This is a genomic window from Pseudomonas morbosilactucae (assembly GCF_023241665.1).
Classification (GTDB): domain Bacteria; phylum Pseudomonadota; class Gammaproteobacteria; order Pseudomonadales; family Pseudomonadaceae; genus Aquipseudomonas; species Aquipseudomonas morbosilactucae.
On record NZ_JALQCX010000006.1, the window covers coordinates 133051 to 146784 of the forward strand.

A 13734-nucleotide genomic window follows, 5' to 3' on the forward strand; every position below is an offset into this window, starting at 1 on the left:
AAGAGGCAGGACCATGGCAAACGTGCAAAGCGGCAAAATGATCGTCGGTCTGGATATCGGCACCTCCAAAGTGGTGGCGCTGGTGGGCGAAGTCGCGGCCGATGGCACGCTGGAAATCGTCGGTATCGGTACGCACCCGTCCCGCGGCCTGAAGAAGGGCGTGGTGGTGAACATCGAATCCACCGTGCAGTCGATCCAGCGCGCGGTAGAAGAAGCGCAACTGATGGCCGGCTGCCGGATCCACTCGGCGTTCGTCGGCGTTGCGGGCAATCACATCCGCAGTCTGAACTCCCATGGCATCGTGGCGATTCGCGACCGCGAAGTGAGCTCTGCCGACCTGGAGCGTGTGCTGGACGCCGCCCAGGCCGTGGCGATCCCTGCTGACCAGCGGGTGCTGCACACCTTGCCGCAGGACTACGTGATCGATAACCAGGAAGGCGTCCGCGAGCCTCTGGGCATGTCCGGTGTGCGCCTTGAAGCCAAGGTGCACGTAGTGACGTGCGCGGTGAATGCCGCGCAGAACATCGAGAAGTGCGTGCGTCGCTGTGGCCTGGAAATCGACGACATCATCCTCGAGCAACTGGCGTCTGCGTACTCGGTACTGACCGATGACGAGAAAGAGCTGGGCGTGTGCCTGGTGGACATCGGTGGCGGCACCACGGACATCGCGATCTTCACCGAAGGCGCGATCCGTCACACCGCAGTGATCCCGATTGCCGGCGACCAGGTGACCAACGACATCGCCATGGCCCTGCGTACGCCGACCCAGTACGCCGAAGAAATCAAGATTCGCTACGCCTGCGCCCTGGCCAAGCTGGCCGGTGCCGGTGAAACCATCAAGGTGCCGAGTGTCGGCGACCGTCCGCCCCGCGAGCTGTCCCGTCAGGCCCTGGCCGAGGTGGTCGAGCCACGTTACGACGAGCTGTTCACCCTGATCCAGGCAGAGCTGCGTCGCAGCGGTTACGAAGACCTGATCCCGGCGGGCATCGTGCTCACCGGCGGCACGTCGAAAATGGAAGGCGCGGTCGAATTGGCCGAAGAGATTTTCCACATGCCGGTGCGCCTGGGGGTTCCGCACTCCGTCAAAGGCCTGGCCGATGTGGTGCGCAACCCGATCTATTCCACCGGCGTCGGCTTGCTGTTGTACGGGCTGCAGAAACAGTCCGACGGCATCTCGTTCTCCGGGATCGGCAGCCGCGACAGCTACAGCAATGAAGAGCCGAAAGCGGCCCTGCTCGATCGCATCAAGAGCTGGGTGCAAGGCAACTTCTAAGCAACGGTTTCACGCGACACGTTTCAAGCAACAGGCAGTAAACGCAGTAGGCAGTAGGCGAAAAACTAGAGAAATGAAAGGAGAGGGAAAATGTTTGAACTCGTAGACAACGTCCCGCAAAGCCCGGTAATCAAGGTTATCGGTGTCGGCGGTGGCGGCGGCAACGCCGTCAATCACATGGTCAAGAGCAACATCGAAGGCGTGGAATTCATCTGCGCCAACACTGATGCTCAAGCGCTGAAAAACATCGGCGCGCGGACCATCCTGCAACTGGGTACTGGTGTTACCAAGGGTCTGGGTGCCGGCGCAAATCCTGAGGTCGGTCGTCAGGCCGCTCTGGAAGACCGCGAGCGCATCGCTGAAGTCCTGCAGGGCACCAACATGGTGTTCATCACCACAGGCATGGGCGGTGGTACCGGTACCGGTGCTGCGCCGATCATTGCCGAAGTGGCCAAGGAAATGGGGATCCTCACCGTTGCGGTGGTGACTCGTCCGTTCCCGTTCGAAGGCCGCAAGCGTATGCAGATCGCCGATGAAGGCATCCGCGCGCTGAGCGAAAGCGTCGACTCGTTGATCACCATTCCCAACGAGAAGCTGCTGACCATCCTCGGTAAAGACGCCAGCCTGCTGTCGGCGTTCGCCAAGGCTGACGACGTGCTGGCGGGTGCCGTTCGCGGTATCTCCGACATCATCAAGCGTCCAGGCATGATCAACGTCGACTTCGCCGACGTGCGTACCGTGATGAGCGAAATGGGCATGGCGATGATGGGCACTGGCTGCGCCAGCGGTCCGAACCGTGCACGTGAAGCCACTGAAGCGGCCATCCGCAACCCGTTGCTGGAAGACGTGAACCTGGAAGGCGCACGCGGCATCCTGGTGAACATCACCGCCGGTCCTGACCTGTCCCTGGGTGAGTACTCCGACGTGGGTAGCATCATCGAAGCCTTCGCTTCCGAGCACGCCATGGTCAAGGTCGGTACCGTTATCGATCCGGACATGCGTGATGAGCTGCATGTCACCGTGGTTGCCACCGGTCTGGGCGCGAAAATCGAGAAGCCTGTAAAGGTCATCGACAATACCGTTCACACCAGCCACGCCAGCCAGTCGGCTGCCGCTCCAGCGCCTGCGCGCCAGGAACTGCCGTCGGTGAACTACCGTGATCTGGACCGTCCGACCGTTATGCGCAACCAGGCTCAGGCCAGTGCTGCGACTGCGGCGAAGCTGAATCCGCAAGATGATCTGGATTACCTGGACATCCCGGCCTTTCTGCGTCGCCAGGCCGATTGATGGAATGTATCAGGGGTATTAGGGTGATTGGTGTTCAGCAAAGGCATGGTCTGCTATTATCGCCAGCCTTTGTTGATACCAGTTCGCAATTTGCGCTGAAGCGGCCCAAGCCATGATTAAACAACGCACCCTAAAGAATATTATCCGTGCCACAGGTGTAGGCCTGCATTCCGGGGAGAAGGTTTACCTGACTCTCAAGCCTGCGCCTGTCGACACCGGCATTGTGTTTTGTCGTGCCGACCTGGACCCTGTGGTGCAGATTCCTGCTCGCGCGGAAAATGTTGGTGAAACCACGATGTCGACCACATTGGTCAACGGTGACACCAAAGTGGACACGGTGGAGCATTTGCTCTCGGCCATGGCTGGCCTGGGCATCGATAACGCCTACGTCGAGCTCTCCGCGTCCGAAGTCCCGATCATGGATGGTAGCGCTGGACCCTTCGTATTCCTGATTCAATCTGCCGGCCTGGAAGAACAGGACGCAGCTAAGAAGTTCATCCGCATCCTTCGTGAAGTGACTGTGGAAGATGGCGACAAGCGCGCCACTTTCGTGCCTTTCGATGGTTTTAAAGTGAGCTTTGAGATCGATTTCGATCACCCGGTTTTCCGTGACCGCACCCAGAGTGCCAGCGTGGACTTTTCCAGCACGTCGTTCGTGAAGGAAGTCAGCCGCGCCCGGACCTTTGGTTTCATGAGTGATATCGAGTACCTGCGCAAGCACAACCTCGCACTCGGCGGCAGCGTGGAAAACGCCATCGTGGTCGACGCGGATGGTGTACTGAACGAAGACGGCCTTCGCTATGAAGACGAATTCGTGAAGCACAAGATCCTCGATGCAATTGGTGACCTCTACCTGCTGGGCAACAGCCTGATAGGTGAGTTCAAAGGCTTCAAGTCGGGCCATGCCCTGAACAACCAGCTACTGCGCAAGTTGATTGAGCAGAAAGATGCCTGGGAAGTTGTGACTTTCGAAGACGCCAGCACTGCACCGATCTCTTACATGCGTCCGGTTGCGGCCGTGTAATTTACTCTCTCTTTCCTTTTGTTTTTAAAGGCTGCCCTTAGGGTGGCCTTTTTTTATGCCTGTTTATTAACCCGGTACCACGCGATTGCGGCCATTGTGCTTGGCTCGGTAAAGCGCTTTGTCGGCGTTGTAGAGCAGGTTCTCCAGGGTGGCGCCGGTTGTTCCCGACCAAGTGCTGGTACCGATGCTGGCGGTCAACGTCGACACTTGGGGGCCGATCGGTGCCAGTTGTTCAATGGCGATACGAATCTTTTCCGCCAGGGCCAAGGCCCCCATCACGTCGGTGTCGGGCAGGATCACCGAGAACTCCTCACCGCCGTAGCGTGCCGCCAGGTCGGCAGGGCGGCGCACATTGGCCGCGATCAACTGGGCTACCACCTGCAAGGCGGTGTCCCCAAGCTGATGACCATGGCGGTCATTGAATTGCTTGAAGTGGTCGACATCGATCATCAGCAACGACAGCGGCGTGCCCGAGCGTTGGGCCCTGGCCCATTCGCGGGCGAGGGTTTCGTCCAGGGTTCGGCGATTGGCCAGGCCGGTCAAGGCATCAATGGCCGCCAGTTGTGCCAACTCCTGCTCGGCGCGATGGCGCCGCCTGAGTTCGTGGCACAGCAGCAACGTCAGCCACAGCAGGCCAATGCACAGGGCACCGGTGGCGCCGCTCACCAGCCAGGCCGTGCGCTGCCAGGAGGCGTAGACCTCGGCCGAGGACAGTGCCACCACCACGATCAGCGGCAAGTCGCCCACTTGGGAAAAGGTGTACAGGCGCGGCGTTCGGTCGACGCTGGAGATGCCGCTGAAGCTGCCGTTGCCCTCGCGCAGGATGCGCACGAAGTTCGGCCGCTGGCTGAAGTCCTTGCCGATCAGATCGTCGGCCAGGGGCGGTTGTTGGGCCAGCAGTATGCCGTCGCGGCTGACCAGGCTGATCGAGCCGTTGCGTCCGATATCGAGGTTTTTGAACAGCTGGTTGAAGTAGTTCAGGCGCATGGGCGCTTCGGCGACACCGAAGAATTGTCCCTGCTCGTCCACCACTCGGCGGCTGAAACTGATGCGCCAGTCATGGTCTGCGGTGCGGGTGCGGAACGGTGGGCTGATTGTCATGCCCTGGTTGGGGTTTTGCACATGGGAGCGGAAGTACTCGCGATCGGCGTAGTTGCCCGTCCTGGGCGTGACCGAGGCCGAGTCAGCGAGGACGTCGCCGTGTTTGTCCAACAGTAGGATGTCGCCCTTGTAGGGCGCGGCAGTGGCGCGGTCGAAGAGCGCCAGATGGCGGATCTCAGCCGAGACTTTTTGCAGGTCTTCACGTCCGGCCGCGGCAATCAGGCCTTTGAGGGACAGGTCATAGAGTTCGACGTTGCGCAGTACGTCGGCGTCGATCAGTTGCACAATGTTGTTGGCCGAACGGGCCGCTGCCTGCTCGGCGCTGGCGTATTCGCGGATCAGTAAAAACGTCACGATGCCCAGGATGGCGATCACCATCAGTGAGCTTCCAGCGATCAGCATCCGTTCCGAGCGTGTTGAAAGCATCATATTGCGAGGTATCGCACTCCCTTCGCCCACGGTTCTGATTACGGCCGTTGGGTGAGTTGATAAGAATCCTTTTGGATAACGCCGACGCGCTGGCAAGGGCCGGCCATCCCTGCGGCGCATGTATAAATCCCAGGCACAAAAAAGGCCAGCAAAACGTGCTGGCCTTTTACTTCGCTGAGCTTAGAACAGGTTGAGCGGGTAATCGACGATCAGGCGATATTCATCCGTGTCGTTGTCCAGGGCGGCATAACCGCCGCTGCCGTGATGGGTCGCCCACTGCAGGCGCAGGGCCAGGTCTTTGGCTTCGCCGCCTTGCACCACGTATTGCAGGTCCAGGTCGCGCTCCCAATGCCGGGCATGCTTGCCCTCTGCGCTGTACCAGCTGGCGTAGCCACGGCTCTGCGGATCAACCCGGGTCAAGTCCAGTTCGCCACGGGAGTAGGACAGGGCCGACGTCAGCCCAGGCACGCCCAGGCCGACGAAATCGTACGCGTACTTGAGTTTCCAGGAGCGTTCATGGGGGCCGTTGAAGTCCGAGTATTGCTGGGAGTTGTCCAGGTACACGCTGTCGCCCTGGGCGATGTAGTCGAAGGGCGTGTCACCGTTGACCCGCTGATAGGCGGCCGTGACGCTGTGGTGACCCACGCCAACCGTCAGGTGCAGGCTGTAAGTGGTGTTGTCGATGTCGCCCAGTAACGCCTGGCCGGTGTCCTGGGTGTGGTAGAGGTGCAGGCCGGGGTTGATGACCAGTTCGTTCAGCATGTAGCGGTAGTCGAGGTCGTAGTAGTACTGGTTCCAGATGTCTTTGAGCTCTGAGGCGTACAGGCTGCTGGCCCACCCGGGAACGCCGCTCCAGGCCGCGCCGGCCCAGTTCAGGTGTCGGCTTTTGTCGCCGTCACCCAGGGTTCCGTAACTGCTGCCGATGCGCACGTGGTCGCTCTGGTTATAGGGTTTGGTGAAGCTGGCCTGGCCGCCTTCGAGCAGCCAACCATCGAAGCTGTGGTTGCTCAGGCTCACGCCGCGAAAGGTCTGGGGCAGCATGCGAGTCTGGCCGCCGGCGATCACCGGGTTGTTGAGGAACAAGTCGCCGATTTTGAGCTCGGTGTCGAAGGCCCGGACTTTCAAGGTTGCGCCCGCCGTAGAGAACGACCCCGGTGCTTTGCCGCTGCCGTCGCTGACCGGCAGGATGCTCGAACTGTCGGTGCCGCCACCGCCATCGAGCTTGAGGCCGAGCATGGCATTGGCGTCCAGGCCGAACCCCACGCTGCCCGTGGTGTAGCCCGATTCGAATACCCCAAGGAATCCTTGGCCCCATTCGATGTTGTCGTCGTTGTGCTGTTGTCGGTTGCGATTCATGTAGTAGTTGCGGGCATTGAGCTTGAGGCTCGAACCCTCGACGAATCCCTCGGCCGTGCTATCGTCCGCTGCGTGGGCGGTACACGCCATCGTTGCAGTCAATGCAATGAACAGGGGGTTGAGTGTTCGTGTTGCCTTTATCGCTGCCTTCATCGTATCGGGGCTCCTTGGGTCAATGGCGGCGTTTTTTATTCTGCACCGTCGCCAGTTTTCTACAGGGCAAAAAAAAGCCGCTGCAAGCAGCGGCTTTAAGACAATGGTCGCCCGGGTTGAACGCGGCGGCCTTGTCGAGGGAAACGTTCTAACGGGCTGCCTCAGCTGTCTTTCCGGGTGTCGGCCTGGTTGTGTTCGGCCGTGATTTTCTGGGCACTTTCACCTGTTTTCTGGCGGGTTGCCTGGGCCACCTGAGCGTCCTGGAACGCTGCGTCGCGTGCCGCATTGCGGGCCACGAAAGCCTGGGACTCTTCGGCCATGGCCAGGGGGCTGAGGAACAGGGAAGACAGGATAAAAGCGCTGGCGATACCCATGCTGTTTGACATCGTTGGCAGACCTTCTTGCAAAGCAAGTTCAATTCGGTGTGGCAAAAATATAGCGCCGCGCCTCAAGGAAAAAGAGCTCAAGCGTAAAAGGACTATTACCAAATAAACAAAAGTGGGCGCTGGCTTGTCAGCGATAGCGGTAACGCGGTTTGCAGCTGAGGGGCTGGCGTGATCGTCGGCAAGCCGGCTCCCACAGAGTCAACGTCAGAGCCAGCATCAGAGGGGGAGGTGGAGGCCGAAGGTGTTGATGCCTTGCTCGCTGCGCACAAACACCTCGCCACCGTGCATCAGGGCAATGGCCTTGACGATGGCCAGGCCCAGGCCATGGTTGGCGCCGCTGTTGCGACGTGAGGCATCGACTCGATAGAAACGCTCGAACAGCCGCGGCAAGTGCTCGCTGGCGATGCCCAGGCCGGGGTTGCTCACGGCAATCGCCACGTGTTGTTCGTGGCGCTGGATACGCACTTGGATCACCTGTCCGGGTTCGGTGTGTTGCACCGCGTTGCTCAGCAGATTGATCAATGCCCTGCGCAAGTGGGCGATCTCGATGGGCACCTGGGCATCGCCTTCGACTTCTACCCGGACCTGGGCGTCTTCCAGAATGAAATCCAGGTAGTCCAGGGTCGTCGCCACTTCCCCGGCCAGGGAGGTGCTGGTCAGGTGGGTGGCCTTGCTGCCTTGGTCGGCGCTGGCCAGGAACAGCATGTCGTTGATGATCGAGCGCAGGCGCTCCAGTTCTTCGAGGTTGGATTGCAGCACTTCGAAGTAATGTTCTGCCGAGCGCCCGCGGGTCAGCGCGACTTGGGTCTGGCCGATCAGGTTGGTCAGGGGCGAGCGCAATTCATGGGCCACATCGGCATTGAAGGATTCCAGCCGCGAATAGGCCTGTTCCACCCGCTCCAGGGTGGAGTTGAACGAGTTGACGAACTGGCTCAGCTCCGGTGGCAGCGGCGACAGCTGCAAGCGCCCGGACAGCCGAGGCGGCGCCAGGCGCTGGGCTTCCTGGGACAGCTTGATCAAGGGTTTGAGGCCGATCCGCGCCACCCAGTAGCCCAGGGCCGAGGCCAGCAACACGCCGACGATGGCCAGGCCGATCAGGGCTATCAGCAACTGATGCTGGGTCTGGTAGAAGGTCTCGGTGTCGATGGCGATCAAAAAGCGCAGGGCCGGGCGCTGTTCCTTGGCCGGCAGTTGGCTGACCAGCACTTTCAACGGGTAGGGATGCTCGGCCAGTGTCAGGTCGTGCATGCCCGCAGGGCCCTCGGCGAGGTCGCGGATCTGCCGGTCAGGGTTGCCGTATTCGTAGGCGGGGTCGCCGCTGACCGCCCAGAAGCGGATCCGCTTGTCTTCTTCGCTGAGCAGCTTGAGCTTGGCGTTGATCTTCGCCCAGTGCTCGGGCGTGCCGTAGCGGGTCAGCGCCGACTCCAGCACGCTGTAACGGGCGTCCAGTTCGGCTTCGGGCAACAGGCCCAGGCCCTTGTCCACCTGTTGATAGAGCGCACCGCCGATCAACAGGAAGATCAGCAGCGCCACCAGGGTGAACAGGCCGCTCAGGCGCAGGGCGATGGAGTTACTGGGCACTGCGGCTCTCCAGCACATAGCCCATGCCACGGATGGTGTGCAGCAGTTTTTCTTCAAAAGGCCCGTCGAGCTTGGCCCGCAGGCGCTTGATCGCGACTTCGACGACATTGGCGTCGCTGTCGAAATTGATGTCCCAGACCATTTCGGCGATGGCGGTCTTGGAGAGGATTTCGCCTTGGCGGCGGGCCAGCACGCTGAGCAGGGAGAACTCTTTGGCGGTCAGGTCGAGGCGGCTGCCGGCGCGGCTGGCCTTGCGGCTGATCAGGTCGATCCACAGGTCGGCGATGCTGATTTGCACCGGCTCGTGGCCACCGCTGCGCCGTGTCAGGGCTTGCAGCCGGGCCACCAGTTCAAGGAAGGAAAACGGCTTGCCCAGGTAATCGTCGGCACCGTCACGCAAGCCCTTGATGCGGTCCTCCACACGCTCGCGGGCGGTGAGCATGATCACCGGCGTCTGCTTGCGCGCGCGCAGGGCTCGCAATACACCAAAGCCGTCGAGGCCCGGCAGCATCACGTCGAGCACGATCACCCCGTAGTCGTTTTCCAGGGCCAGGTGCAGGCCCTCCAGCCCATCCCGGGCCAGGTCCACGGTGTAGCCCTGTTCCGTCAGGCCACGGTGCAGGTAGTCCGCGGTTTTTTCTTCGTCTTCGATAATCAGAACGCGCATGACCCGCCTCAGGTAGTGGTCGCCAGCACCGGGGCTGGTTTGGGCCGGTGGAATAGTCGCTCAAGCCACAAGTATATGACCGGCGTGGTGAACAGCGTCAGGGCCTGGCTCACCAGCAAGCCGCCGACCACCGCAATGCCCAGGGGTTGGCGCAGCTCGGCGCCGGCGCCGTAGCCGAGCATCAGCGGCAGGGCGCCGAGCAAGGCGGCCAGGGTGGTCATGATGATCGGGCGAAAGCGCGTGATACAGGCCTGGTAGATCGCGTCCTGTGGCGACAGACCGCGCTGGCGCTGGGCTTCCAGGGCGAAGTCGATCATCAGGATGCCGTTCTTCTTGACGATGCCGATCAGCAGCACCAGGCCGATCAGGGCCATGATCGAGAAGTCCTGGCCGAGCAGCCAGAGCATCATCAGCGCGCCGAGCCCGGCCGAGGGCAGGGTCGAGATAATGGTCAGCGGGTGCACGAAGCTCTCATAGAGCACCCCGAGAATGATGTACACCGCCACCAGCGCCGCGAGAATCAGCCAGGGCTGGCTGGCCAGGGAACTTTGGAACGCCTGGGCCGCGCCCTGGAAGTTGCCGCTGATGGCCGCCGGCATGCCGATCTCGTTCTTGGCCTGGTTGAGCAGGATCACCGCGTCCCCCAGGGCCACGCCAGGTGCCAGGTTGAAGGACAGGTTGGCCGCCGGGAACATGCCGTCATGGGCGATGGACAGTGGGCCGATGGTGGGCGCATCGAAGCGCGCCAGGGCCGACAGCGGCACCATTTCCCCGGTCAGCGGCGAGCGCAGGTAGAAGTAGTTGAGGCTTTCCGCCTTGCCGCGCTGGCGGGTGTCGAGTTCCAGGATGACGTTGTACTGGTTGATCTCGGTCTGGAATTCGTTGATCTGCCGTTGGCCGAAGGCGTCGTACAGGGCCTCGTCGACATCACTGGCGGTGAGCCCGAAGCGCGCCGCAGCGACACGGTCGATGTCGATGTGGGTGATGCTGCCGCCCAGTTGCAGGTCATTGGAAATATCGCGGAACGCCGGGTTGCTGCGCAGCTTTTCCGTCAGGCGCTGGGTCCAGGTGCTGAGGGTCGGGCCGTCGTTGCTCTTGAGCACATATTGGTATTGGGCCCGGCTCGGCCCGGAGCTGAGGTTGATGTCCTGGCCGGCCCGCAGGTACAGGACGATGCCGGGTATCGTCATTAATTTCGGGCGGATGCGGTCGATGAAACCGGCGGCAGAAACGTCGCGGTCGCCCCGTTGTTTCAAGGCAATCCAGAAGCGGCCGTTGGCGATGGTCTGGTTGTTGCCCGACACCCCGACCGAATGGGAGAAGGCCTGCACCGCCGGGTCGGTGGCGAGTATCTCGGCCAGCGCCTTGTGCTTTTTCACCATGTCCGGGTAGGAAATGTCGGCGGCGGCTTCCGTGGTGCCGAGGACGAAGCCGGTGTCTTGCACCGGGAAGAAGCCCTTGGGAATGAAGATGTACCCAATCACCGCCATGCCCAGGGTCAGGCCGAACACCCCCAGCATCAGTTTCTGGTGGGCCAGGGCCCGACGCAGACCGCGCTCGTAGAGCGCCAGCAGGCGCTCACCAAAGCCCGGCTTGGCGTGTTCCGGGTGCACCGGTGCGCGCATGAACAGCGCCGCCAGGGTCGGGGCCAGGGTCAGGGACACCACCACGGAAATCATGATGGTGCTGGTGGCAGTCAGGGCGAACTCCTTGAATAGCCGCCCGACCACGCCGCCCATGAACAGCAGGGGGATAAAGGCGGCGACCAGGGAGAAACTGATGGAGACCACGGTAAAGCCGATCTCGCTGGCGCCCTTGATGGCCGCCTCGCGCATGCCGTCGCCGGCCTCCAGGTGACGGTGGATGTTTTCCACCACCACGATGGCGTCGTCCACCACAAACCCCACCGCGACCACGATGGCCACCAGCGTCAGGTTGTTCAGGCTGAACCCCAACAGGTACATCAGGGCAAAGCTGGCGATCAGCGACACCCCGAGCACCGCCGAGACAATCAGGGTCGCCGACCACTGGCGCAGGAACAGCGCCATCACCGCCACCACCAGCAGCACGGCGATCAACAGGGTGATTTCCACTTCATGCAGCGAGGCGCGGATGGTCTGGGTGCGATCGATCAGCACCTGGACCTGCACTGACGCCGGCAGCATGGCCTCCAACCCGGGCAGGGCGGCGTGGATACGGTCCACGGTCTCGACGATATTGGCCCCCGGCTGGCGCGAGATCACCAGGTTGACCCCCGGCTGATCGCCGGACCAGGCCTGGATGTAATCGTTTTCCGGGCCGCTGACCACCTGCGCCACGTCCCTCAGGTGCACAGGGGCGCCGTTCTTGTAGGAAACGATCAACTGGCCGTATTCGTCGGGATGGAACAACTGATCGTTGGTCGACAGGGTGGAAATGCTCGACGCGCCATACAGCGCGCCCTTGGCCAGGTTGAGGCTGGTTTGCTGGATGGCCAGGCGGATGTCAGCCAGGGTCAGGCCGATGGCCGCCAATTGGTCAGCCGAAGCCTGGACCCGGATGGCCGGGCGCTGCTGGCCGGTGATGTTGATCTGGCCGACCCCATCGATCTGGCTGATCTGCCGGGCCAGTAGGGTTTCTGCGTAGTCGCTGAGTTCGGTGCCGGGCATTTGCGTGGAACTGACGCTGAGGATCAGCACTGGGCTGTCCGCCGGGTTGACCTTGCGCCAGGTGGGCAGGGTCGGCATGTCCTTGGGCAGTTTGCCGGCGGCAGTGTTGATCGCTGCCTGAACCTCCTGGGCCGCAGTGTCAATGCTTTTGTCCAGGGTGAACTGCAGGGTCAGCAGGGATGTGCCCAAGGCGCTGCTGGAAGTCATCTGGGTCATGCCGGGGATGGCGCTGAACTGCACTTCCAGGGGCGTTGCCACCGATGACGCCATGGTGTCCGGGCTGGCGCCGGGCAGGGCGGCAGACACTTGGATGGTGGGGAATTCGGCTTCCGGCAAGGGCGCGACCGGCAACCTCGGAAAGGCAATCAACCCCAGCAGCACCAGGGCAAAGGTCAAGAGCACGGTGGCGACCGGATGGTCGATGCACCAGGCCGATACCGAACCGTGCCCCTTCATGGCTGCGGCTCCACGGCCACCGCTTGCGGCGGCTCGCTGAGCACCTGGACCTGGGCGCCGGGCTTGAGCCGCGACTGGCCATCGCTGACCAGCACGTCATTGGCTTGCACACCCTTGATGATGTTCAGCTCGCTGTCCTGGTACACCAACTGCACCGTCACGGCCTCCACCTGGTCGCCCTTGATACGGTAGACAAAAGGCTGCTCCAGCCCGCGCTGCACCACCCCGGGCGGCACCGTCAGGGCGTTCGGGGCCACGGCGGTCTGGATCTTCACCGTCACCAGTTGCCCGGGCCAGAGCGCCTGCTGGGCGTTGTCGAATTCGGCTTTGGCGCGGATGGTGCCGGTGCTGGTATTGATCTGGTTGTCGATCAGGGTCAGGTGGCCATCCCCCAGCAACTGGCCGGTATCGGCCTGGGTGTCGGCCCCGATGTAGGCCTTGACCGCCGCTGGCTCAGGCGCCCGAATCAGCCCTTGCAGGGTCGGCAGCATCTGCTGGGGCAGGGAGAACTCCACGGCGATGGGGTCGATCTGGGTCACCGAGAACAGCCCCTGGGTATCGCTGGTGCGCAGGAAGTTTCCTTCATCCACGGTGCGAATGCCCACCCGGCCGCTGACGGGCGAGCGAATCTGCGTGTAGGAAAGCTGTACCTGGGCGGCGTCGATGGCGGCCTGGTTGCCCTGGGCCGTGGCCTTGAGCTGGTTGACCAGCGCTTGTTGCTGGTCGTAGGTCTGCTTCGACACGCCGTCGTCCACGGACAGCAACTTGTAGCGTTTGAGGTTGATCAGGGCCACTTGCAGTTGCGCCTGGTTTTCCGCCAGTTGCGCCCGGGTCTGGTCCAGGTTGGCGCGGATCGAACGATCATCAATGGTTGCCAACAGATCACCGACCTTGACCCGTTGCCCCTCCTTGACCAGCACCTTGGTGAGGATGCCGTCCACCTGCGGGCGAATCACCACGCTGTGCAGCGACAACACCGAGCCGATACCCGTGGTGTAGCGCGGCACGTCGCGCTGCTGCACAGCCACCACCCGCACGGGGATCGCAGTCGGGGCGGCCAGTTTGGCCTTGGCCGGTTTGTTCAGCAGCCACAGGCCGGCGGCCAGCATCACGGCGAGCACGCCGACGATCACGACTGTTCTTGAGGAGGTTCGCATGGGAGTAGAGCGCCGGGGGCAATTGAAGTCGGGGAACGGCCAATAGCAATGGCTCATTTATAGCGTGTTAACCCGGTCAGCAACGTGACGGCTACCTGTCAGCGCTGTCAGCAAAGGCAGCCAATGCATGGGCGCAGGTTAAAGATCCGCAGCGCACAGGTATACTGCCGCCTTCTGTGGCCTGTTCCTTGGCCCGGTTCTTCTTTATCTCCCCGG

Annotated in this window: 10 protein-coding genes; 3 read left to right on the forward strand and 7 right to left on the reverse strand. The window is 62.1% G+C overall.

Annotation, left to right across the window (positions count from 1 at the left end; translation table 11 throughout):
- Nucleotides 1–13 precede the first annotated feature (13 nt).
- The 3 genes from ftsA (at nucleotide 14) to lpxC (ending at nucleotide 3584) form a co-directional block, all read left to right on the forward strand.
- Nucleotides 14–1273, forward strand: a complete 1260-nt coding sequence (gene ftsA / locus M1B35_RS04085) for a cell division protein FtsA (RefSeq protein WP_123337713.1) — start codon at nucleotides 14–16, stop codon at nucleotides 1271–1273.
- A 90-nt stretch (nucleotides 1274–1363) separates the two neighbouring features.
- Nucleotides 1364–2560: a cell division protein FtsZ gene (gene ftsZ / locus M1B35_RS04090; protein WP_123337711.1), complete on the forward strand. Its 1197-nt coding sequence runs from the start codon at nucleotides 1364–1366 to the stop codon at nucleotides 2558–2560.
- A 112-nt stretch (nucleotides 2561–2672) separates the two neighbouring features.
- Nucleotides 2673–3584: a UDP-3-O-acyl-N-acetylglucosamine deacetylase gene (gene lpxC / locus M1B35_RS04095; protein WP_009045509.1), complete on the forward strand. Its 912-nt coding sequence runs from the start codon at nucleotides 2673–2675 to the stop codon at nucleotides 3582–3584.
- A gap of 66 nt (nucleotides 3585–3650) precedes the next feature.
- Here lpxC and M1B35_RS04100 read toward each other — a convergent pair whose 3' ends face one another.
- The 7 genes from M1B35_RS04100 to M1B35_RS04130 all read right to left on the reverse strand — a co-directional run bounded on the left by M1B35_RS04100 (nucleotide 3651) and on the right by M1B35_RS04130 (nucleotide 13518).
- Nucleotides 3651–5144 (reverse strand): diguanylate cyclase, encoded by a 1494-nt coding sequence (locus M1B35_RS04100; protein WP_425273384.1) that lies wholly within the window; start codon nucleotides 5142–5144, stop codon nucleotides 3651–3653.
- A gap of 150 nt (nucleotides 5145–5294) precedes the next feature.
- Nucleotides 5295–6623 (reverse strand): OprD family porin, encoded by a 1329-nt coding sequence (locus M1B35_RS04105; RefSeq protein ID WP_268261283.1) that lies wholly within the window; start codon nucleotides 6621–6623, stop codon nucleotides 5295–5297.
- 161 nt (nucleotides 6624–6784) lie between these two features.
- Nucleotides 6785–7009: a hypothetical protein gene (locus M1B35_RS04110; RefSeq protein ID WP_123337706.1), complete on the reverse strand. Its 225-nt coding sequence runs from the start codon at nucleotides 7007–7009 to the stop codon at nucleotides 6785–6787.
- A gap of 216 nt (nucleotides 7010–7225) precedes the next feature.
- On the reverse strand, nucleotides 7226–8590 hold the full coding sequence (locus M1B35_RS04115; RefSeq protein ID WP_268261284.1) for a heavy metal sensor histidine kinase: 1365 nt from the start codon (nucleotides 8588–8590) through the stop codon (nucleotides 7226–7228).
- Nucleotides 8580–9257, reverse strand: coding sequence for a heavy metal response regulator transcription factor (locus tag M1B35_RS04120; protein WP_123337702.1), 678 nt, complete (start codon nucleotides 9255–9257; stop codon nucleotides 8580–8582). The genes M1B35_RS04115 and M1B35_RS04120 overlap by 11 nt, the downstream gene beginning before the upstream one ends.
- Before the next feature lie 8 nt (nucleotides 9258–9265).
- Entirely contained in the window at nucleotides 9266–12361 is a 3096-nt protein-coding gene (locus tag M1B35_RS04125; RefSeq protein ID WP_268261285.1) for a multidrug efflux RND transporter permease subunit, read from the reverse strand.
- Entirely contained in the window at nucleotides 12358–13518 is a 1161-nt protein-coding gene (locus M1B35_RS04130) for an efflux RND transporter periplasmic adaptor subunit (RefSeq protein WP_268261286.1), read from the reverse strand. The genes M1B35_RS04125 and M1B35_RS04130 overlap by 4 nt, the downstream gene beginning before the upstream one ends.
- Nucleotides 13519–13734: the final 216 nt, after the last annotated feature.

Excerpts from the sequence above, each read along its gene's own strand:
- ftsA (WP_123337713.1), top strand. The coding sequence starts at position 14 with ATGGCAAACGTGCAAAGCGGCAAAATGATCGTCGGTCTGGATATCGGC.
- ftsZ (WP_123337711.1), top strand. The coding sequence starts at position 1,364 with ATGTTTGAACTCGTAGACAACGTCCCGCAAAGCCCGGTAATCAAGGTT.
- lpxC (WP_009045509.1), top strand. The coding sequence starts at position 2,673 with ATGATTAAACAACGCACCCTAAAGAATATTATCCGTGCCACAGGTGTA.
- M1B35_RS04105 (WP_268261283.1), bottom strand. The coding sequence starts at position 6,623 with ATGAAGGCAGCGATAAAGGCAACACGAACACTCAACCCCCTGTTCATT.
- M1B35_RS04110 (WP_123337706.1), bottom strand. The coding sequence starts at position 7,009 with ATGTCAAACAGCATGGGTATCGCCAGCGCTTTTATCCTGTCTTCCCTG.
- M1B35_RS04120 (WP_123337702.1), bottom strand. The coding sequence starts at position 9,257 with ATGCGCGTTCTGATTATCGAAGACGAAGAAAAAACCGCGGACTACCTG.
- M1B35_RS04125 (WP_268261285.1), bottom strand. The coding sequence starts at position 12,361 with ATGAAGGGGCACGGTTCGGTATCGGCCTGGTGCATCGACCATCCGGTC.
- M1B35_RS04130 (WP_268261286.1), bottom strand. The coding sequence starts at position 13,518 with ATGCGAACCTCCTCAAGAACAGTCGTGATCGTCGGCGTGCTCGCCGTG.